We start from the raw sequence: 20,946 nt of genomic DNA, 5'->3' as shown, positions 1-20,946 counted from the left end.
CACACTATAGAAACACGCCGAACACAATGCAAGCACCGCCATAAGCGCCGCACAGGGAAAAGTTTCTTTAATGACAAGGAGTTACAGGCGAAGAGTTAACAAAACGCTGACATTACGAAAAAGAAAAATAAATAAATCAATCACCTGCAGCAAATACTGGAGACGACAAGTGAAGTTTAAGATTATTTGGATATAAAAGGCTGGACGTGAGAACAATCCGGTTCACACTTTCGCCAGGAATGCGTGAACCGGAGAGCAAAGAGAAAAGGTGAGTTCGCCGATAAGCCGGGTTTTGTCTTGGACAGCCATTCATCTAGGGCCTGCGTCACCACAGGCCTCAAGCAACCTACCCGAGTCCAGCGCGGGCCACGCCATAGGACTCCTATTTGGTCTTGCTCCAGGTGGGGTTTTCCATCGCCGTGAACTGTTACCAGTCACGCGGTGCGCTCTTACCGCACCATTTCAACCTTACCGGCGCCCGAAGGCACTTAGGCGGTATACTTTCTGTTGCACTTTCCATCGGCTCACGCCGCCCAGGCGTTACCTGGCACCTTGCCCTGCGGAGCCCGGACTTTCCTCCCCCAGCGAACTGGCGGCGACTGTCTGGCGAACTCAGCCGAGACGATACCGACCGCACCCAGGCGGCGCAAGCAAAACCGTCACGCCCCCTTAATTTCCAGTGCACGCTGGTACAGGTCATTTTTCGACACGCCGGTCAACTCAGCACCAATACGCGCAGCCTTTTTCACTGGCAGCTCGGCAATGAGCAAGCGTAGCAACTTATCCACCTCGAACCCGCCACCATCATCATCCCTTTTGTCAGCGCCATGCACCATCACCACGAACTCGCCTTTGACCGCGTAGGGGTCGGCTTTCAGGGACGCCGCTACCACCGCTGCAGGTCCGGCGTAGAACGTTTCAAACGCTTTCGTCATCTCCCGAGCAAACACCACCTCACGGTCTGGCCCAAACGCTTGTGCAATTTCTTCCGCAGTTTCGAGAATTCGGTGAGGTGATTCATAAAATACCAGCGTCGCCACTTCCTCGGCCAGCGCGGCCAACGCCGCCTGGCGGGCGCCGCGTTTCGTTGGTAAAAATCCCTCGAAGCGAAAACGATCCGTCGGCAACCCCGCCGCACTGAGCGCCGCCACCAAGGCACACGCTCCCGGTATTGGCGTAACAACCAAGCCGTGCTGGCGAGCTTCCCGCACCAATACAAAGCCGGGATCGGATATCAGCGGTGTACCCGCGTCGGATATCAGCGCAATACTTGACCCTTTGCGCAGCAGGTCCAGAACGCCTTCCGTTCGATCCCGCTCATTGTGATCGTGAAGGGCCAGCATTGTTTTCTGGAGACCCAGGTGCTGAAGCAACCGACGACTGTGGCGCGTGTCCTCCGCTGCCACTAGGTCCACCTTCTTCAGCACCTCGACCGCACGCAAGGAAAGATCGTCAAGATTGCCTATGGGGGTGGCAACAATATATAACACACCCGCCATTTGACGGGGCTGACTCGAATCAGAAGCCACTCAATACCCTCTTTTATTACTCAGGATGACATCAACGTCATGAGAATTGCGCCACGAGCTGGTAAACTGCCCGTTTTAAGCATGATGCCGCCGATTAAACGGCGTCACAAGCGTAACGCCCGGGAGCTGTGTGAACCAGACATGATAACCAATCATCTGAACGCCCGTTACATTGTTGCCATTTTGGCACTTTTGTTCACCCTTGGGGGCTGCGCCCCGATCAATTTGCAGTCTGGTGAACCGCAAACCGCGGATGTCGCCCTCGCCCTTGCGGACGAGGCTGAAAGTGAAGAAGCGGCCCAACGTTATCTATTGCAAACAGCCGACCGCTTTCAAGCCGCGGGGGCTCACAAGGAAGCTCGCACAATTCTGCAGAACCGGCGATTTGACACCACCGTCGAAAGCCTGAAAAACCAGTACCTGCTGCTGGCCATGTCTGGCGTGGCCGCCCTGGAAGATCGGCTGTGGGCACAGCAGTTATCTGAAACTTTAAGTAGCAGTCAGTTTCAGCAGTATCGGGCAGATCTGGTCGAGCAGGCGCTTGAACTCCAGCTGGCAACGTTCGACCTGGCTCAACAGCCCATGAAAGTGGCCCAGACGTTGATCGTTCTCAAGGCCCAACCCCTAAACACCGACACCAAAGATCTGAATGATCGTATCTGGCAAGCACTCAAACGGACCTCCAGCCAGGTGCTAAATGACGAAAGCCAACGCGCCATTGGGTACGACACCCAAGGCTGGCTGGAGCTTGCCATTATACTGCGCTCGCCGGGGATGCGACTGGAAGCTCAAAGTAAGGCGATTCGGGACTGGCAGTACAATTGGGCAGGGCACCCCGCAGCCCGTGAATTGCCAAGTGAATTGTCGTTGATCACCCTGCTAGCCCAGGAGCGGCCCGAGAAGATCACCTTGGCGGTTCCATTGACCGGCCCCTTAGCCAGTGCAGGTGCGGCCGTACGGGACGGATTCATGGCGGCATTCTATACAGACACAACCGCCAAAGATTTCAATATTGAGATCTCGGTGACCGACACCCACGGCAAACCCTTCGACACGCTCTACGAAGAACTATTGAAGACAAGCCCGGATCTGATCGTAGGGCCTCTGAACAAAGAGGCGCTGGCGGCTATCGCAGGACGCAATGCCATGCCAATTCCACTGCTGGCCCTGAACTACGACGACAGCGGCAACGAGCCCCCTGCCCGCCTTTACCAGTTTGGCCTGTCCGCCGAAGATGAGGCCCGCCAGATTGCCGAGCGACTTCACGCTGAGGGACTCAAACAGGTGCTTGCCCTCATTCCGGGGGGAGACTGGGGAGATCGTTTTGAACAGGCCCTGCTTGCCGGACTGGATGAAAATGAAGGCACAGCCCTGCAGATTCAACGGTTTTTCCGAACCGATAACCTGCGCGCGGTCAGCGCCGACTTGCTTGGCGTTAACGTCAGCCGCCAACGAGCGATCGAAGTAGAGCAAACGATTGGCCAGAACGTCGAGTTCGAACCCCGCCGGCGCCAGGACGTCGACGCCATTATCATGGTTGCGCAGCCAACTGTCGCTCGCCAATTCAAACCTCTGTTTGCGTTCTATTTTGCCGGCGACCTTCCGGTGTACTCGCCGTCACTGATCTATGAAGGACGCCCCGATCCCGCTCGCGACCGCGACCTGGATCAGGTGGTGTTTACCGACATCCCTTGGGTTCTCGACGAACAAAACCCATTGCGCTCATCCGTCCGATCGGCCTTCCCTAATATGGGCGGCCAACTTGGACGGCTGTTTGCCATGGGGGCCGACGCTTTTCAACTCAGCGCTCGACTGCCGCTTCTCGAACAGGTTCAAGGCAGTACGCTGGACGGACATACCGGCGTGCTGACCATGTCGGAGCAAGGCAAGATCCATCGTAAACAGCGTTGGGCCCGCTTTGAGCAAGGCGCGCCAAAACCGCTGCCGGAATTGGTTGAGGAAGAAAGCGGCGACAATTTAGAACAAATGACCAACCCAACACCCCAAAATGCTGCCGGTACGCCGAATCGAGAATAACAGGAAACCACAGGATGACTGCCAAGGAAGGCAAGAAAACATCCGGTCAACAGGCCGAAGAAGCCGCCGCCCGGTATCTGGAACGCCGGGGCGTACGCATTACCGATCGCAATGTCTTCAGCCGCGGAGGTGAACTCGACCTGATCGGCATGGATGATGGCGTTCTGGTGTTTTTTGAGGTGCGTTACCGCGGCAATGGCAGCTACAGTACTAGCGCTGAATCGATCAGTTATCGCAAACAACAGCGCCTGCTGAAAGCGGCTGCCCTATACTTGCAACGACACGGTTTGTGGAATGCTCCCACACGAATTGACGTGATTGCAATGGCCCCGGGATTTGTAAAACAATACCGAATACAATGGATAAAAAATGCGATCCAGGCTAACTCATGACTGACACCGACGACTTGATTAACGGGTGGTTCGCCAATCACATGGAGCAAACCGCACAGGCAGCGAGCCATGCAGGGCCGGACATTGCCAGGGCGGCCGACACGATTGTCGAATCATTATTACTGGACGGCAAAGTCATCGCCTGCGCCAACGGTAACGCAAACATCCTGGCCCAGTATTTTTGTACGGCACTGCTCAATCGCTATGACCAGGATCGCCCCGCGCTGCCCGCAATCAACCTGGGCGCCGACGCAACAACCTATTCAGCCATATGTCGGGACAATCGCTTCAACGATACGTTTTCTAGACAGGTTCGAGCGATAGGAAAAGCAAACGACTTGCTGCTGGTAATTGTCGACGATGGGCATAAAGCGAACCTGATTCAAGCAATCCAAGCCGCCCACGATCGTGAAATGAGAGTTGTGGTACTGAGCGCAAAAGAGAAAACCGATATCACGTCATTGCTGCAACCGGAAGACCATGAAGTCGCACTCAACAATCTTGAACCAAATCAAGCGACACCGCTTATGCTGGTGATTATCAACGCGGTCTGCGCACTCATAGACAGGAAGTTGTTCGGAGGCTGACAAGCATCAGAAATAGGGCCAGCCAGATTGACTGGCCCGTATCAGGCCACGAAGTGCCTATTTCACCACCTTCAGGCTTGGCTTTCCAGAGGGCCGCTGAGCCGACTGACTCGACGAGCGGTCAGCTTCAGGGCTACCACCCTCGGGGTCAGGCGACCCTGGCTCACTGCCAAAAACCATCCCTTCCCCGTTCTCACGGGCGTAAATCGCCATTACCGCTTGCAGCGGAATGAACACCTGCATTGGCACGCCACCGAAACGGGCACTGAACTCCAATGCACCATTCCCGATGACCAGCGCTTTAACCGCGCCAGGGCTGATATTCAGCACAATTTGCCCGTTCGCCACGTGCTCTGTTGGCACTTGCACACCCTGAACACCTGCATCTACAACAATGTAAGGCGTGCAATTATTGTCGAGAATCCATTCGTTAAATGCCCGCACCAGGTATGGTCGACTGGACGTCATTTTCACGGTCTTTTCAGACACTCAATCCCCCAAGCCCAACACCATGTCGAGCGAATCAGTTACGGATGTCTTCTTCAAGATCGGACAAGCTAGCCTTGAAGCCTTCGCGGCTAAAAATCCGATCCATGTATTTCTGTATCGGTTTACCCTGCTTATCGCTCAAATCGACTCCAAGCGCCGGCAAACGCCAAAGAATGGGGGCGATACAGCAGTCCACAATAGTGAACTCCTCCGACAGGAAAAATGGCATTTCGCCAAATAGTGGTGCTGCCGCCAACAGACCTTCGCGCAACTCCTTACGCGCCGCCTCAGACGCCTTGTGATTCGGCTGGGCCAGAATCTGATCAACCAGCCCGCACCAGTCTTTCTGAATCCGATGGATCATGAGCCTGCTATTGGCACGCGCTACAGGGTATACCGGCAACAACGGCGGGTGCGGAAAACGCTCGTCCAAGTACTCCATCATGATATTGGGCTCATATAGCACAAGATCACGATCCACCAACGTTGGCAGGGCGTTGTACGGATTAAGGTCGGCAAGCTCCCCAGGAGGGCTGTCAGGGTCAACATCTACCACGTCGACAGTAACACCCTTTTCAGCAAGCACGATTCGGACACGATGGCTGTAATGGCTGGCCGGGTCCGAGAAAAACGTCATTGATGACCGCTTGGTCACAACGCCCATAAAACTACCCCACGATTGGACACATCAAAATGAAACCGCATAACGCAAAAAACCAGCGAGCCATCAATGGCCCGCTGGACACAATGCGATCTGTATTATACCCGAATCCTCAGTGCACGTCTTTCCAGTACTCACGGTTCAGCAGGAACGCGAACACGAAGAAGATTGCAATAAAGATCAATACGAAAACACCCAGGCGCTCACGTTCAACTTTGACCGGATCACCCATGTAGGACAAGAAGTTGGTCAGATCGTACATTGCACGGTCAAATTCTACCGGCGTCATAGATCCCTCACTCTCCCACTCAGGACAAGTGCCATCGTTCTTAACATTGCCACTGAGCGGATCTATGCTGGCCGTATGACCGATTTCAGGCTTAACGGCGCACAAGCCCTGGAGATCAATCATTACATGCGGCATACCCACATTTTCAAAGACGGCATTATTCACACCAAATGGTCGAGACTCGTCTTTATAAAAGGCTCTCAGGTAGGAAAAGATCCAATCCTCGCCCCGTAACCGCGACTCCAGTGTTAAGTCCGGCGGCGGACTACCAAACCAGTTGGCCGATTGGTCCTTGTCCATCGCAATGGTCATCAATTCACCAATTTTGGCGCTGGTGAATAGCAGGTTCTCTTCGTAGAGCTCAACCGGTATTTCCAGATCGTCCGCTACGCGCTTGTACCGAGCGTACTCCATGGAATGACACCCCATGCAGTAGTTCGTGAACAGAGCGACACCGCGCTGCAGTGATGCCTTGTTGGTATGATCAGGTGTCATGTTATCAAGTGCGACACCGCCACCTGCAGCTGACGCAAAAACCGGAAGAACAGTTATCAACAATCCCAGAATTAGCTTCTTGATCATCCTGTCACCCTCTCTGGTACTGGCTTAGTCTGCTCCATTCGCGTGTAAAACGGCATCAGAATGAAATACAGGAAGTAGAGCGTTGTCAGTATCTGAGCCAACGTTGTGCGCCCCTCAGTCGCCGGCACAATCCCCAGATAACCCAGAATTATGAAACTGACTACGAGGCAGGCCAGTGCAATTTTGCTCAGGCGGCCCTTGTAGCGAATCGAGCGCACCGGACTCTTGTCCAGCCATGGCAACACAAACAGAATGGCTATTGCGCCGCCCATGACCACAACACCCCAGAACTTGGCTGGCAACCCAAACAAGTCGACCGTAACGGCTCGAAGCATCGCGTAGAATGGCGTGAAATACCAAACTGGCGCAATGTGCTCTGGCGTTTTCAACGAATTGGCCGGCTCAAAATTGGGTTTTTCCAGGAACAGCCCGCCCATTTCTGGGAAGAAGAAAACCACCACACAGAAGACAAAGAGAAATACACCAACACCTATGAGGTCGTGAACGGTGTAGTAAGGATGAAACGGAATACCGTCTTTTGGAATGCCGTGCTCATCTTTATTCTTTTTGATGTCAATGCCATCCGGGTTGTTTGAACCCACCTCGTGCAACGCCAGGATGTGAAGGACTACCAGACCCAAAAGCACAATCGGCAACGCAACCACATGCAGAGCGAAAAAGCGGTTAAGAGTAATGCCGGATATCAGGTAATCGCCCCGAATCCACAGTGACAAGTCTTCACCAATAACTGGAATCGCACCAAACAGGTTCACGATGACCTGCGCACCCCAATAGGACATCTGTCCCCACGGCAGCAGGTAGCCCATGAAGGCTTCCGCCATCAGCATGAGATAAATCAGCATCCCGAAGATCCAGATCAACTCGCGTGGCTTCTGATAGGAGCCGTACATCAGGCCCCGGAACATGTGCAGATACACCACGACAAAGAACGCAGAAGCGCCGGTCGAGTGCATATAGCGCAACAACCAGCCCCACTGGACATCGCGCATAATGTATTCAACGGATGCGAACGCCGACTCAGCACTCGGGTTGTAACTCATGGTTAGCCAAATCCCGGTCACCAATTGGTTGACCAGCACCAACAATGCCAATGAGCCGAAAAAGTACCACATATTGAAATTCTTGGGCGCATAGTACTGGCCCAAGTGCTTGTTGTACGCCTCAACGATCGGTAGTCGCTGATCTATCCAGGAAATTAATTTTTGCATTACGCAGCCTCCGGATCCAGACCAACGACAATGACATTGTCGTCTTCGTACTTATAGGGAGGAACCTCCAGGTTAAGAGGTGCCGGCTGACTTTGGTACACGCGACCCGCCATGTCGTATCGTGAACCGTGGCAGGGGCAGTAGAATCCGCCCAGCCAGTCTTCGCCCAAATCAGCGGGAGAGACCTCAGGCCGATAAGAGGGAACGCAGCCCAGGTGTGTACAAATACCCACAAGTACCGCGTAGTCTTTTTTCAAAGACCGGTAAATGCCTTCGATGTAAGCTGGCTGCGGCGCCTCTTTTGACTGAGGATCTTTGACACTGTCATTCAGCTTTTCGATGTTTTCAAGCATCTCCTCGGTGCGGCGAACAATCCACACAGGTTTGCCTCGCCACTCGACGGTAATCTGCTGACCCGGTTCTATCTTGCTGACATTGACTGTAACCGGCGCACCCGCTGCTTCCGCTTTGGCACTGGGATTCCAGGATGCCACAAAAGGAACTGCCGCAGCACCGGCGCCGACTGCACCCACCGCCGATGTTGCGCCGATCAGAAACCGGCGTCGGCTCTGGCTCACGTCGCCATTATTCATTATGGTTCTCTCCCATCTGGCGAGGCGCAACAAGCCACATTGGCCGCCACGCATCGAAAAGGACTTCATAACCCAAAAAGATAAACGGCCCAAATGGTAATGAAATTACCGTTGCCTTACAAGTCAGAAAGGCGCCATAAGCGTCTTAGAGATCTCACTGTACTCGCCGTCACATGCACTATCAGGGCACAAAAAAACCCGGCATTGTGCCGGGTTTCGGATCTGACTCAACCGTAAATTAACGCTTGGAGTACTGAGGACGCTTACGCGCCTTGCGCAGACCCACTTTCTTACGCTCTACTTCACGCGCGTCACGAGTCACATAACCCGCCTTACGCATCGCTGGACGCAGAGTTTCGTCGTAATCCATCAGGGCACGAGTCAAACCGTGGCGAATTGCGCCGGCCTGACCACTGATGCCACCACCTTCAACGGTGATTTTGATGTCGAAACGATCGGCAGACTCAGCAACAACCAATGGCTGACGCACAATCATGCGCAACGTCTCGCGACCAAAGAAATCTTCAATGGTACGACCATTGATAGAAATGTTGCCGCTTCCAGGCTTGATAAAAACTCGAGCCGTGGATGTCTTGCGGCGACCGGTACCGTAATTTTGTGCTACAGACATATCCGCCTTCCGTTAAATGTCGAGTTCTTTGGGCTGCTGGGCTGCATGAGGATGCTCTGCACCGGCATAGATTTTCAGCTTTTTAAACATGGCGCGGCCGAGTGGGCCTTTGGGCATCATGCCTTTAACCGAATGCTCGATGACCTGCTCAGGCGCCTTGTCGACCAGCTTCTCGAAGCTAATGGACTTGATTCCACCAGGAAAGCCGGTATGACTGTAATACATCTTGTCAGATGATTTTTTGCCTGTAACCCTTACCTGACCGGCATTGATAACAACAATATAATCGCCAGTGTCGACATGAGGGGTGAACTCAGGCTTATGCTTGCCCCGCAGACGACGGGCGATCTCGGTTGACAGACGACCCAGCGTCTTGCCGGCTGCGTCTACAACGTACCAGTCACGTTTTACTGTTTCTGGTTTCGCACTCAGAGTCTTCATTGATTCCGCCTTGAACGCTATATAAGAAACGTTAAAAGCCTCCACCGACAGGCGCATTACGCTCAGTGGGGACTTTTGACCTGTTTAGTTAGTCGGCAATGACATCAATCGGGGCTGGGTTGATGACAACGCCTTGAAAAGCCAGGGCGCGAAGTATATCCGAACTAAATAATAATGCCAACCCCGTGAGAAGGAGTTTTATCGCCCTTTCACCACCGATAAAGCGAACACGCATTATCCCATAATGACGCTTTCAGTTCATCCACTGACTCGGGTCGTAAACCGGACAGTGCTTGCAAAATAGTGCCCAGGAACTCAGGCGAATTACCACCCTTCATCACTCCTGCGGGCGCCATGTCCGGCGCATCCGTTTCGAGCACCAGTGCCGCTAGCGGTAGGGCTGCAATGGTCTCACGAGTCTTACGTGCCCGTTCATGCGTAATTACCCCACCGACTCCGATAAAACAGCCGAGATCAATCAGCTTTTTTGCCTGCTGCAGACTGCCAGAATAGCCGTGAATCAACACCGGGTGAGAAAACTGCTTTCGCCTTAAGACACTGGCAACCTCATCATGGGCTCTAACGGAGTGGACAACCAGTGGCATAACTGCGTCACGGGCAATGTCAACCTGGGCCTCGAACCAGGGCATCTGACGCTCCAGTTGTCCGTGGAGCCGATCAAGACCGCACTCCCCCAATGCAACGCAGCGGCTGGGGCGTGACATCAGCGTCGCTTTAAGGGCATCCAGGTCAGCGCTGCCATGCTCGTCAACAAACCAGGGGTGGATACCCAAACAGTAATAACCGCCTGCCAGTGCCTGGGCGGTCTCCGAGACCCGAAACCAGTCGGGACGCCTGACCCCTGGAATCACGATCCTGGTCACACCCAGCGCTGCTGCTCGCCGCCGAATAGCTTCGCGCTGGCCATCAAACACCGGAAAGTCAAAATGACAGTGTGCGTCGACAAGCTCCATCACAGTATTCGGCTCAGTGCTCCCGGGTTTTATGGAACTGAATGTCAGGATGACGTTCCTGCGCCAGCTGCAGATTCACCATAGTCGGCGCGATATAGGCCAACTGATCGCTGCCATCCAGAGCAACAAACTCGTTCGCTTTGCGCTGGAACTCATCAAGCTTGCGAGCATCCGCGCTCGTAACCCAGCGGGCGGTGGCAACGTTGATCGGTTCATACACGGCCTCGACCTTGTACTCGCTTTTTAGACGGCTGACCACCACGTCGAACTGCAAAACACCGACCGCACCGACAATCAGATCGTTGTTCTTCAGAGGGCGAAAAACCTGCACTGCGCCCTCCTCCGAAAGCTGAACCAAGCCCTTTTGCAACTGCTTGGCCTTTAACGGATCTTTCAGGCGGATGCGGCGGAACAACTCCGGCGCAAAGTTGGGAATGCCGGTAAATTTCATGTCTTCGCCAGAGGTGAACGTATCCCCCAGCTGAATGGTGCCATGATTGTGCAGGCCAATTATGTCACCGGCATAGGCTTCCTCGGCGTGCTCGCGATCTCCGGCCATGAAGGTTAACGCATCGGAGAACCGAACCTCTTTGCCTATGCGAACGTGACGGGACTTCATGCCTTGCGAGTAGCGCCCTGATACTATGCGCATAAACGCGACCCGGTCCCGGTGCTGCGGGTCCATATTGGCCTGGATTTTGAACACAAATCCGGAAAAGGCCTCGTCGGTTGGCTGCACCACACGCTGATCGGTCTCCCGGGGCTGCGGCGGTGGCGCCCATTCGATCAAGCCATCCAACATGTGGTCAACGCCAAAATTACCCAGTGCCGTGCCAAAAAAGACAGGGGTCAGTCGGCCCGCTAAAAACTCCGCCTGATCAAATTCGTGAGAGGCCCCTTTTACCAGCTCAATTTCTTCCCTTAACTCATCGGCGTAGGGGCCCAACACAGAGTCCAGCTCGGCGTTATCCAACCCTTTGAAAACTCGTGCCTCCTGAATTGTGTGGCCTTGGCCCGAGCGATAGAGAATGATTTCGTCCCGCAGTAGATGATAGACACCTTTAAAATTCTTACCCATGCCAATTGGCCATGTGATCGGGGCACAGGCGATTTTCAAAACGTCCTCGACCTCATCCATCAATTCCACCGGATCTCGCGTTTCCCGATCCAGCTTGTTCATGAAGGTCAGGATCGGCGTATCTCGCAGCCGGGTGACTTCCATCAGTTTGATGGTTCGTTCTTCAACACCTTTGGCACTGTCGATGACCATCAAACAGGAATCGACCGCCGTTAGCGTCCGATAGGTATCCTCAGAAAAATCCTCGTGACCTGGCGTATCCAAAAGATTTACCAGACAACCACCGTAAGGGAACTGCATAACCGAAGTGGTGACGGAAATACCCCGCTCCTTCTCCATCTCCATCCAATCGGATTTGGCGTGCTGGCCGGATTTTTTACCTTTGACTGTACCCGCCTTCTGAATAGCCTGCCCGAACAACAAGACTTTCTCGGTAATCGTTGTTTTACCGGCATCGGGGTGTGAAATAATGGCGAAAGTCCGGCGCTGGCCGACTTCCTGGGCTAAGGTGGACATAATTGCAAGTGGCCTGAACTGAGAAATTAAGAAGGCGCCCATTATAGAATTTGCGGGCCCGATACGCGAATCAAGACGTTAACGAAAGCGCCATGACGCAGGCATTTTCACGGCCGCCCACATTGGGATAGTAGCCCGGCCGCTCACCAATCACCTGAAAGCCCTCGTCGCCATAAAGCGCAATAGCTCGATGGTTACTTTCACGCACTTCGAGAATAACCTGATGCATGGCGTCATGGGCCGCAGCCGCAATCAAGTGGCGAAGCAACTGGCGCCCAGCCCCGGAACGCTGGTGTGGCGGTGCAACGCAAATATTCAGCAAATGCGCCTCATCAAACATGTAAGCGACTACAGCGTAGCCGGCCAGTGTTTTCACATGATCAAGCGCCCAGAGACGGTAGTTTTCTCGGAAACAGTCAATGAAAACTGCCTTCGTCCAGGGATAGGAATAGCCCAGATGCTCGATCTCCATTACTTGCCCCAGATCTGACCGGGCGAGGGGACGAATCGATCGTGCCGAGTTCATACTGGCTTGATAGGAAACGCTCAACGACGAGACACCAGAAGCGGTTTAATATTCTCCCACAACTGGCGTTTACGGGCCGGGGCGGTGGCGAGGCTGGCCAGGCCAAAGGGCAAATCCACACTTAGGCTGCCCAAGGACTGAGACAGCCAGGTCAAGCGGGCTTCGGCAGGCTCATCGGGCATCAGCCCCAAGGCAATAACCTGTTTGCCTGCGAATGAACGCGATTGCTCCTGAAGAAGCCCGTGGAAGCCTCTGTTGTCATTGCCTGGCACGTTGACGTTGTTAAATACGGGCCATTGAATGATCCCGGTCGACTGAATGCGATCACCCATCGCTTTGACTATGTTCGCCGCCAAGGCGCTTTGAAGTTGGTCGCTAGTGTCACTTGAGAGCGTGCTTATCAGCACGAAGGACTCGCCAAACCAAATCCCCCAGTGCGCGGACAGCGAAGCGGACACAACCGGTAACGCCGGCGTGAGTTGCTCACTCTTTGCGGGGTCAAGGATTGGCCCCATCTCCGCCTGAGTTTTAGCAACGGATGGCGCCACCGGTCTGGCAGCCGAGTCGGTGCTGCGACCAGAGTCTTCGGGATTAGCGCCCGAAACCGGCGCAGGAGTGGCGATCAGACCCTTAACCCGCTCGAGCTGCTGAGGAACAATTTTTCTCTCTGTTGCGGGTTCAACCACAGGCTCAGCCGGCGTCTCATGCGCGATGGCGTCGGTACTGCCAAAATCGAACTCGGGGCTTGGCGCCGCGCCAGGCTGTGGCTGTCTGGCATACCAGAGCTGCACCCCGGCGAGGCCAAGATAAAACTGTCGATGCTCTTCGGTGCCAAACTGCATAATCACAACCTGTGCTTAACTACCATTCGATCGATGCCGCCCTGGTGTCGGCCAGCGTTATACGTCCGCGCCCTGAGGGTGTTGTCGAACGCCACTGACTGTAATCAGATTCAGCGCCTGAATATACGCTTTGGCCGACGCTATGATGATATCCGTATCGGCTCCGAGACCATTGACGATTCTGCCGCCGCGTTCCAGACGCACGGTGACTTCGCCCTGAGCGTCGGTGCCACTGGTGATGTTATTCACGGAGTAAAGCTGCAGATTGCAGCCGGAATCAACCAATGACTCGATGGCTTTGAAGGTGGCATCGACGGGCCCGCTGCCTTCGGCATCAACCGTGAGCTCCTTGCCATCCATCATTAACGTTACAGCCGCCCTCGGGATAACTCCTGTCTCAGAACACACCTGCATACAGACCAGAGAGAATCGACCGTCTTTCTCCGTTTTCCGGGTATCGCTGGCAATGGCCTGAAGATCTTCGTCAAAAATCTCATGTTTGAGATCCGCCAGGGCCTTGAATCGGGCGAACGCTTCGTTGAGCTCGGTTTCAGTTTCAAACTGGATTCCCAGCTCCAACAAACGTGTCCGGAATGCATTGCGACCAGAATGCTTGCCCAGGACCAAACTGTTTGTATGCCACCCCACATCCTGGGCGCGCATAATCTCGTAGGTTTCCCTGTGCTTCAGCACGCCATCCTGGTGAATCCCGGACTCATGGGCAAAAGCGTTTGCGCCAACGATTGCCTTGTTTGGTTGAACCGGAAAGCCTGTCACCGTTGATACCAGCCGCGACGCCGGCACGATGTGCTGGGTATCAATACGGGTATCAATCTGGAACAGGTCCTGACGGGTTCGCACCGCCATGACCACTTCCTCCAATGAGGCATTCCCGGCCCGCTCACCCAGGCCGTTAATCGTACATTCGACTTGCCGCGCACCCTGCACCACAGCGGCCAGAGAATTGGCGACGGCGAGGCCCAAGTCGTTGTGGCAATGTACCGAGAATATGGCCTTATCGGCGTTCGGAATACGGTTCAACAACTGCTTGATGGTTTCGCCGAATTGCTCGGGGATGGCATATCCCACCGTGTCGGGGATATTGATCGTAGTCGCGCCTGCGTCAATGGCCGCCTCTATGATCCGGCACAGAAAGTCCAACTCCGAGCGCCCAGCATCCTCACAGGAAAATTCAACATCATCAACGTGATTGCGAGCCCTTTTGACCGCTCTCACGGCTTGCTCCACCACCTCGTCCGGCCCCAATTGAAGCTTATGCTTCATGTGTATGGGCGAGGTCGCTATGAAGGTATGAATCCGGCCTCGCTGGGCAGGTTGAATCGCTTCGGCCGCACGATCAATGTCTTTATCCAGGGCCCGAGACAGACTGCATATGGTCGACTCTTTAATGGTTTCAGCGATGTTCTTAATCGCCTCAAAATCCCCTTGGCTGGCAATTGCGAAACCTGCTTCGATGACGTCAACCCGAAGCTTTTCCAACACCTTTGCAATGCGTAGCTTTTCCGCTTTGGTCATCGTTGCCCCAGGGCTCTGCTCGCCATCTCTCAGGGTGGTATCAAATATGACAAGATGATCGGTTGCGGACATGAGGCTCTCCATCAGGCAGTTTCGGGAATTATTGTGAGGCCAAGTATAACATTGAATGAGATATTGAAATGCCAGCCTGCACCGCGGATCAGTCAGGCTGCCGTCACTGCCGGCCTTTTGGCGGGCCATAAAAAAACCCCAGCAGGGTAAGCTGCTGGGGTTTTGGGTATTAAGAGTCTGACGATGACCTACTCTCACATGGGCAATGCCACACTACCATCGGCGCTGATCTGTTTCACTGCTGAGTTCGGTATGGGATCAGGTGGTTCCAAATCGCTATAGTCGTCAGACAAAACGTTTGATCACTGGTTGGGACAAGATTGAATTCTTGATAACGACCGTTGCGGTATCCGCAATTGTCTTGGGTGTTATATAGTCAAGCCGCACGAGCAATTAGTATCGGTTAGCTCAACGCCTCGCAGCGCTTACACACCCGACCTATCAACGTCCTGGTCTTGAACGGCTCTTCAGGGACCTCAAGGGTCCAGGGAGATCTCATCTTGGAAGGGGCTTCCCGCTTAGATGCTTTCAGCGGTTATCCTATCCGAACATAGCTACCGGGCAATGCCACTGGCGTGACAACCCGAACACCAGAGGTTCGTCCACTCCGGTCCTCTCGTACTAGGAGCAGCTTTCCTCAAATCTCCAACGTCCACGGCAGATAGGGACCGAACTGTCTCACGACGTTCTAAACCCAGCTCGCGTACCACTTTAAATGGCGAACAGCCATACCCTTGGGACCGGCTTCAGCCCCAGGATGTGATGAGCCGACATCGAGGTGCCAAACACCGCCGTCGATGTGAACTCTTGGGCGGTATCAGCCTGTTATCCCCGGAGTACCTTTTATCCGTTGAGCGATGGCCCTTCCATACAGAACCACCGGATCACTATGACCTACTTTCGTACCTGCTCGACGTGTCTGTCTCGCAGTCAAGCGGGCTTGTGCCATTACACTAACCGCACGATGTCCGACCGTGCTTAGCCCACCTTTGTGCTCCTCCGTTACGCTTTAGGAGGAGACCGCCCCAGTCAAACTACCCACCACACAGTGTCCTTATCCCCGATAAGGGGACGAAGTTAGAACCTCAAACATGTCAGGCTGGTATTTCAAGGTTGGCTCCACGATGACTGGCGTCACCGCTTCAAAGCCTCCCAGCTATCCTACACAAACATGCTCAAAGTTCACTGTGAAGCTATAGTAAAGGTTCACGGGGTCTTTCCGTCTAGCCGCGGATACACCGCATCTTCACGGCGATTTCAATTTCACTGAGTCTCGGGTAGAGACAGCGCCCCCATCGTTACGCCATTCGTGCAGGTCGGAACTTACCCGACAAGGAATTTCGCTACCTTAGGACCGTTATAGTTACGGCCGCCGTTTACCGGGGCTTCGATCAAGAGCTTCGCGCAAGCGCTAACCCCATCAATTAACCTTCCGGCACCGGGCAGGCGTCACACCGTATACGTCCACTTTCGTGTTTGCACAGTGCTGTGTTTTTAATAAACAGTCGCAGGGGCCTGGTATCTTCGACCGGCGTCCGCTCCACCCGCAGGGGTTTCACGTAATACCGGCGTGCCTTCTCCCGAAGTTACGGCACCATTTTGCCTAGTTCCTTTACCCGAGTTCTCTCAAGCGCCTTGGTATTCTCTACCTGACCACCTGTGTCGGTTTGGGGTACGGTCTCTCGTGACCTGAAGCTTAGAAGATTTTCCTGGAAGCATGGCATCAATAACTTCCCGCTCTAAAAGAGCAGTCGTCATCGTGTCTCGACATTAAGGACCCGGATTTGCCTAAGTCCTCTGCCTACACACTTAAACCGGGACAACCGTCGCCCGGCTTACCTAGCCTTCTCCGTCTCTCCATCGCAGTCACGCGAGGTACGGGAATATTAACCCGTTTCCCATCGACTACACCTTTCGGTCTCGCCTTAGGGGCCGACTCACCCTGCGCCGATTAGCGTTGCGCAGGAAACCTTGGTCTTCCGGCGTGGGAGTTTTTCACTCCCATTGTCGTTACTCATGTCAGCATTCGCACTTCTGATACCTCCAGCATGCTTCTCAACACACCTTCGCAGGCTTACAGAACGCTCCCCTACCCCGTACACTTACGTGCACAGCCGCAGCTTCGGTATCCAGTTTGAGCCCCGTTACATCTTCCGCGCAGGCCGACTCGACTAGTGAGCTATTACGCTTTCTTTAAAGGATGGCTGCTTCTAAGCCAACCTCCTAGCTGTCTGAGCCTTCCCACATCGTTTCCCACTTAACTGGAATTTGGGGACCTTAGCTGGCGGTCTGGGTTGTTTCCCTCTTCACGACGGACGTTAGCACCCGCCGTGTGTCTCCCGGATAGTACTCACTGGTATTCGGAGTTTGCATCGGGTTGGTAAGTCGGGATGACCCCCTAGCCGAAACAGTGCTCTACCCCCAGTGGTATTCGTCCGAGGCGCTACCTAAATAGCTTTCGGGGAGAACCAGCTATCTCCGAGCTTGATTAGCCTTTCACTCCGATCCACAAGTCATCCCCTGGCTTTTCAACGACAGTGGGTTCGGTCCTCCAGTGCATGTTACTGCACCTTCAACCTGCTCATGGATAGATCGCTCGGTTTCGGGTCTATGTCCAGCGACTAAATCGCCCTATTCAGACTCGGTTTCCCTACGGCTCCCCTATACGGTTAACCTCGCCACTGAACATAAGTCGCTGACCCATTATACAAAAGGTACGCCGTCACAGAACAAGTCTGCTCCGACTGCTTGTACGCATACGGTTTCAGGATCTATTTCACTCCCCTCACAGGGGTTCTTTTCGCCTTTCCCTCACGGTACTGGTTCACTATCGGTCAGTCAGGAGTATTTAGCCTTGGAGGATGGTCCCCCCATGTTCAGACAGGATATCACGTGTCCCGTCCTACTCGATTTCACTAGACTCAGGTTTCGGATACGGGGCTATCACCCACTATGGCGGCACTTTCCAGAGCCTTCTCCTACCAGTTGTCCAGCTTAAGGGCTAGTCCCCGTTCGCTCGCCGCTACTTAGGGAATCTCGGTTGATTTCTTTTCCTCGGGGTACTTAGATGTTTCAGTTCCCCCGGTTCGCCCCTTACACCTATGTATTCAGTGCAAGGTACCCGACCGAAGTCGGGTGGGTTTCCCCATTCAGAGATGCCCGGATCATAGCTTGTTTGCCAGCTCCCCGAGCCTTATCGCAGGCTTCAACGTCTTTCATCGCCTCTGACTGCCAAGGCATCCACCGTATGCGCTTAGTTGCTTGACTATATAACCCCAAGACAACTGTTCTCTCATCCACCTACCCGAAGGCGCAGCAAATTCAAGATCAGTCGCAGGTGTTATACACAACACTTCAACGACAACACCGGATAACGCTTGATCGTTATCAATTGAGATGAATCCATTTCGGAGATAATGAAATGAATCCTCTCGGATGTTTCAATCTTGTCCACATTGTTAAAGAGCATGTCTGACCAGTGATCAGAAAGAAGGCCTTCAGCGGTAACAATTCACTCTGTCACACTACTGAAAATCTTGTTTCTGTACACTGACACTTCCCAGGGGGAACGTGTTCAGGTATTCGCTTGGGTGTTTCAGGCGTTTTGGTGGAGCTAAGCGGGATCGAACCGCTGACCTCCTGCGTGCAAGGCAGGCGCTCTCCCAGCTGAGCTATAGCCCCGTCTGCTTGCACAGTGCCTGTTACTCGTCGTTGCAGCGTTCGTTCGCTTCCGTCATGATCCCTCGAGGATCACGCCTTCTCTCACTCTCACTGCGCCTAGATTAACAAACCCTGTTCGGCGCATCCGCGTTCGTCTGTCAACCAGAATCGAACCCGGAAATCGTTCAGATCAAGACATCGGATGGTGCCGCATAGCCTGCTATGCAAGTCATTCGATAACGCCGAGCTGGACGATTTTGGTGGGTCTGGGTGGACTTGAACCACCGACCTCACCCTTATCAGGGGTGCGCTCTAACCACCTGAGCTACAGACCCGGTTTTGCTTGCGCAAGACAAGCCAAGTCGGGCCTGAAAGACCCTTTGCTCTCTTTTCCGCTGATCAAGTAATTCGTGTGGGCTCTGACCGAAATATTCGGCTTCGTTTAAGGAGGTGATCCAGCCGCAGGTTCCCCTACGGCTACCTTGTTACGACTTCACCCCAGTCATGAACCACACCGTGGTGATCGTCCTCCCGAAGGTTAGACTAACCACTTCTGGTGCAATCCACTCCCATGGTGTGACGGGCGGTGTGTACAAGGCCCGGGAACGTATTCACCGTGACATTCTGATTCACGATTACTAGCGATTCCGACTTCACGCAGTCGAGTTGCAGACTGCGATCCGGACTACGATGCGTTTTGTGAGATTGGCTCCCCCTCGCGGGTTTGCAGCCCTCTGTGCGCACCATTGTAGCACGTGTGTAGCCCTGGCCGTAAGGGCCATGATGACCTGACGTCATCCCCACCTTCCTCCGGTTTGTCACCGGCAGTCTCCCTAGAGTTCCCACCATTACGTGCTGGCAACTAAGGATAGGGGTTGCGCTCGTTACGGGACTTAACCCAACATCTCACGACACGAGCTGACGACGGCCATGCAGCACCTGTGTCTGAGTTCCCGAAGGCACCAATCCATCTCTGGAAAGTTCTCAGCATGTCAAGGCCAGGTAAGGTTCTTCGCGTTGCGTCGAATTAAACCACATGCTCCACCGCTTGTGCGGGCCCCCGTCAATTCATTTGAGTTTTAACCTTGCGGCCGTACTCCCCAGGCGGTCTACTTAGTGCGTTAGCTGCGCCACTAAAGATTCAAGATCTCCAACGGCTAGTAGACATCGTTTACAGCGTGGACTACCAGGGTATCTAATCCTGTTTGCTCCCCACGCTTTCGCACCTCAGTGTCAGTGTTGGTCCAGGTAGCCGCCTTCGCCACTGGTGTTCCTTCCTATATCTACGCATTTCACCGCTACACAGGAAATTCCACTACCCTCTACCACACTCTAGCCTGACAGTTCGAAATGCCGTTCCCAGGTTAAGCCCGGGGCTTTCACATCTCGCTTATCAAACCACCTACGCGCGCTTTACGCCCAGTAATTCCGATTAACGCTTGCACCCTCCGTATTACCGCGGCTGCTGGCACGGAGTTAGCCGGTGCTTCTTCTGTGAGTAACGTCAGGGCTAGCCCGTATTAAAGACTAACTTTTCCTCCTCACTGAAAGTGCTTTACAACCCGAAAGCCTTCTTCACACACGCGGCATGGCTGGATCAGGGTTGCCCCCATTGTCCAATATTCCCCACTGCTGCCTCCCGTAGGAGTTCGGGCCGTGTCTCAGTCCCGATGTGGCTGATCATCCTCTCAGACCAGCTACGGATCGTCGCCTTGGTAGGCCTTTACCCCACCAACTAGCTAATCCGACATAGGCACATCCAATAGCGCAAGGTCCGAAGATCCCCTGCTTTCCCCCGAAGGGCGTACGCGGTATTAATCCGGGTTTCCCCGGGCTATCCCCCACTACTGGGCAGTTTCCTATGCATTACTCACCCGTCCGCCGCTCGACGCCTGGGAGCAAGCTCCCATCGTTTCCGCTCGACTTGCATGTGTTAAGCCTGCCGCCAGCGTTCAATCTGAGCCATGATCAAACTCTTCAGTTTAAATCATACTGCAATCCGAAGATCGCGATTCTTGCTCAAGACAAAACTCAATGTTCGACGAGTCGCTGTCTTGATATTTCTTGCCGAAATACCTCAGCCAGCGCCCACACGAATTACTTGATCAACTTTTTAAAGAGCGGGGCGTTTGCCCAATCGAGGTGCGCATTCTACAGCGTTTCCCGACCTTGTCAACCGCTAATTTGAATCTCTTAAACATCAATCAATTCAAGCGGTTAAACATCCCCTGAGGCCGGCCCGCTGGCCCTGTCCCTCAAGCGAGATGCGCATTCTACAGACC

General features: G+C 54.0%; 16 protein-coding genes, 2 tRNA genes, 3 rRNA genes and 1 other RNA gene. 3 read left to right on the top strand and 19 right to left on the bottom strand.

Annotation, left to right across the window (positions count from 1 at the left end):
• Positions 1–265: 265 nt before the first annotated feature.
• Positions 266–615: RNase P RNA component class A (rnpB, locus tag GRX64_RS14780), an RNA gene on the bottom strand.
• Positions 616–659: 44 nt separating this feature from the next.
• A complete protein-coding gene (gene rsmI / locus GRX64_RS14775; protein ID WP_166268598.1) occupies positions 660–1,499 on the bottom strand; it encodes a 16S rRNA (cytidine(1402)-2'-O)-methyltransferase in 840 nt (279 codons plus the stop codon).
• 171 nt (positions 1,500–1,670) lie between these two features.
• On the opposite strand from rsmI, the gene GRX64_RS14770 reads away from it, so the two are divergent.
• The 3 genes from GRX64_RS14770 to GRX64_RS14760 are packed head-to-tail and all read left to right on the top strand — an operon-like array spanning position 1,671 to position 4,545.
• Positions 1,671–3,566, top strand: a complete 1,896-nt coding sequence (locus GRX64_RS14770; RefSeq protein ID WP_166268512.1) for a penicillin-binding protein activator — start codon at positions 1,671–1,673, stop codon at positions 3,564–3,566.
• 14 nt (positions 3,567–3,580) lie between these two features.
• Entirely contained in the window at positions 3,581–3,958 is a 378-nt protein-coding gene (locus tag GRX64_RS14765) for a YraN family protein (RefSeq protein WP_166268511.1), read from the top strand.
• Positions 3,955–4,545, top strand: a complete 591-nt coding sequence (locus GRX64_RS14760; protein WP_166268510.1) for a D-sedoheptulose-7-phosphate isomerase — start codon at positions 3,955–3,957, stop codon at positions 4,543–4,545. The genes GRX64_RS14765 and GRX64_RS14760 overlap by 4 nt, the downstream gene beginning before the upstream one ends.
• A gap of 57 nt (positions 4,546–4,602) precedes the next feature.
• Here GRX64_RS14760 and GRX64_RS14755 read toward each other — a convergent pair whose 3' ends face one another.
• The 17 genes from GRX64_RS14755 to GRX64_RS14675 all read right to left on the bottom strand — a co-directional run bounded on the left by GRX64_RS14755 (position 4,603) and on the right by GRX64_RS14675 (position 20,648).
• Positions 4,603–5,013 (bottom strand): ClpXP protease specificity-enhancing factor, encoded by a 411-nt coding sequence (locus GRX64_RS14755; RefSeq protein ID WP_166268509.1) that lies wholly within the window; start codon positions 5,011–5,013, stop codon positions 4,603–4,605.
• Positions 5,014–5,068: 55 nt separating this feature from the next.
• The gene (locus GRX64_RS14750; RefSeq protein WP_166268508.1) at positions 5,069–5,698 is read right to left on the bottom strand and encodes a glutathione S-transferase N-terminal domain-containing protein; all 630 of its coding nucleotides are present in this window, start codon (positions 5,696–5,698) and stop codon (positions 5,069–5,071) included.
• Positions 5,699–5,807: 109 nt separating this feature from the next.
• Positions 5,808–6,563 (bottom strand): cytochrome c1, encoded by a 756-nt coding sequence (locus GRX64_RS14745; RefSeq protein WP_166268597.1) that lies wholly within the window; start codon positions 6,561–6,563, stop codon positions 5,808–5,810.
• The gene (locus tag GRX64_RS14740) at positions 6,563–7,795 is read right to left on the bottom strand and encodes a cytochrome b (RefSeq protein WP_166268507.1); all 1,233 of its coding nucleotides are present in this window, start codon (positions 7,793–7,795) and stop codon (positions 6,563–6,565) included. Before GRX64_RS14740 ends, GRX64_RS14745 begins: the two co-directional genes overlap by 1 nt.
• Positions 7,795–8,388: a ubiquinol-cytochrome c reductase iron-sulfur subunit gene (petA, locus tag GRX64_RS14735; RefSeq protein WP_166268506.1), complete on the bottom strand. Its 594-nt coding sequence runs from the start codon at positions 8,386–8,388 to the stop codon at positions 7,795–7,797. Before petA ends, GRX64_RS14740 begins: the two co-directional genes overlap by 1 nt.
• Positions 8,389–8,626: 238 nt before the next feature.
• Positions 8,627–9,019: a 30S ribosomal protein S9 gene (gene rpsI, locus GRX64_RS14730; protein WP_166268505.1), complete on the bottom strand. Its 393-nt coding sequence runs from the start codon at positions 9,017–9,019 to the stop codon at positions 8,627–8,629.
• A gap of 12 nt (positions 9,020–9,031) precedes the next feature.
• Positions 9,032–9,460, bottom strand: coding sequence for a 50S ribosomal protein L13 (rplM, locus tag GRX64_RS14725; protein ID WP_166268504.1), 429 nt, complete (start codon positions 9,458–9,460; stop codon positions 9,032–9,034).
• A gap of 209 nt (positions 9,461–9,669) precedes the next feature.
• Positions 9,670–10,434 carry a TatD family hydrolase gene (locus GRX64_RS14720; RefSeq protein WP_166268503.1) on the bottom strand — a complete coding sequence of 255 codons (765 nt, stop codon included), beginning with the start codon at positions 10,432–10,434 and terminating at the stop codon, positions 9,670–9,672.
• Positions 10,435–10,447: 13 nt separating this feature from the next.
• Positions 10,448–12,028, bottom strand: coding sequence for a peptide chain release factor 3 (prfC, locus tag GRX64_RS14715; protein WP_166268502.1), 1,581 nt, complete (start codon positions 12,026–12,028; stop codon positions 10,448–10,450).
• 70 nt (positions 12,029–12,098) lie between these two features.
• Positions 12,099–12,500: a ribosomal protein S18-alanine N-acetyltransferase gene (gene rimI / locus GRX64_RS14710; protein ID WP_235937703.1), complete on the bottom strand. Its 402-nt coding sequence runs from the start codon at positions 12,498–12,500 to the stop codon at positions 12,099–12,101.
• A 74-nt stretch (positions 12,501–12,574) separates the two neighbouring features.
• Positions 12,575–13,396: a hypothetical protein gene (locus GRX64_RS14705; RefSeq protein ID WP_166268501.1), complete on the bottom strand. Its 822-nt coding sequence runs from the start codon at positions 13,394–13,396 to the stop codon at positions 12,575–12,577.
• Between the two features lie 57 nt (positions 13,397–13,453).
• Positions 13,454–15,004, bottom strand: coding sequence for a 2-isopropylmalate synthase (locus GRX64_RS14700; RefSeq protein WP_166268500.1), 1,551 nt, complete (start codon positions 15,002–15,004; stop codon positions 13,454–13,456).
• A 175-nt stretch (positions 15,005–15,179) separates the two neighbouring features.
• Positions 15,180–15,294 (bottom strand): 5S ribosomal RNA (gene rrf / locus GRX64_RS14695).
• Between the two features lie 82 nt (positions 15,295–15,376).
• Positions 15,377–18,271 (bottom strand): 23S ribosomal RNA (locus tag GRX64_RS14690).
• 338 nt (positions 18,272–18,609) lie between these two features.
• A tRNA-Ala gene (locus GRX64_RS14685) sits at positions 18,610–18,685 on the bottom strand.
• A gap of 237 nt (positions 18,686–18,922) precedes the next feature.
• Positions 18,923–18,999, bottom strand: a tRNA-Ile gene (locus tag GRX64_RS14680).
• Positions 19,000–19,107: 108 nt separating this feature from the next.
• Positions 19,108–20,648, bottom strand: a 16S ribosomal RNA gene (locus tag GRX64_RS14675).
• The 16S, 23S and 5S rRNA genes sit together here with 2 tRNA genes alongside, the layout of an rRNA operon.
• Positions 20,649–20,946 lie beyond the last annotated feature (298 nt).

The sequence above is a fragment of the Marinobacter caseinilyticus genome (assembly GCF_011074955.1).
Lineage (GTDB): Bacteria > Pseudomonadota > Gammaproteobacteria > Pseudomonadales > Oleiphilaceae > Marinobacter > Marinobacter caseinilyticus.
This window is presented reverse-complemented; position numbering and strand designations above follow the sequence as displayed.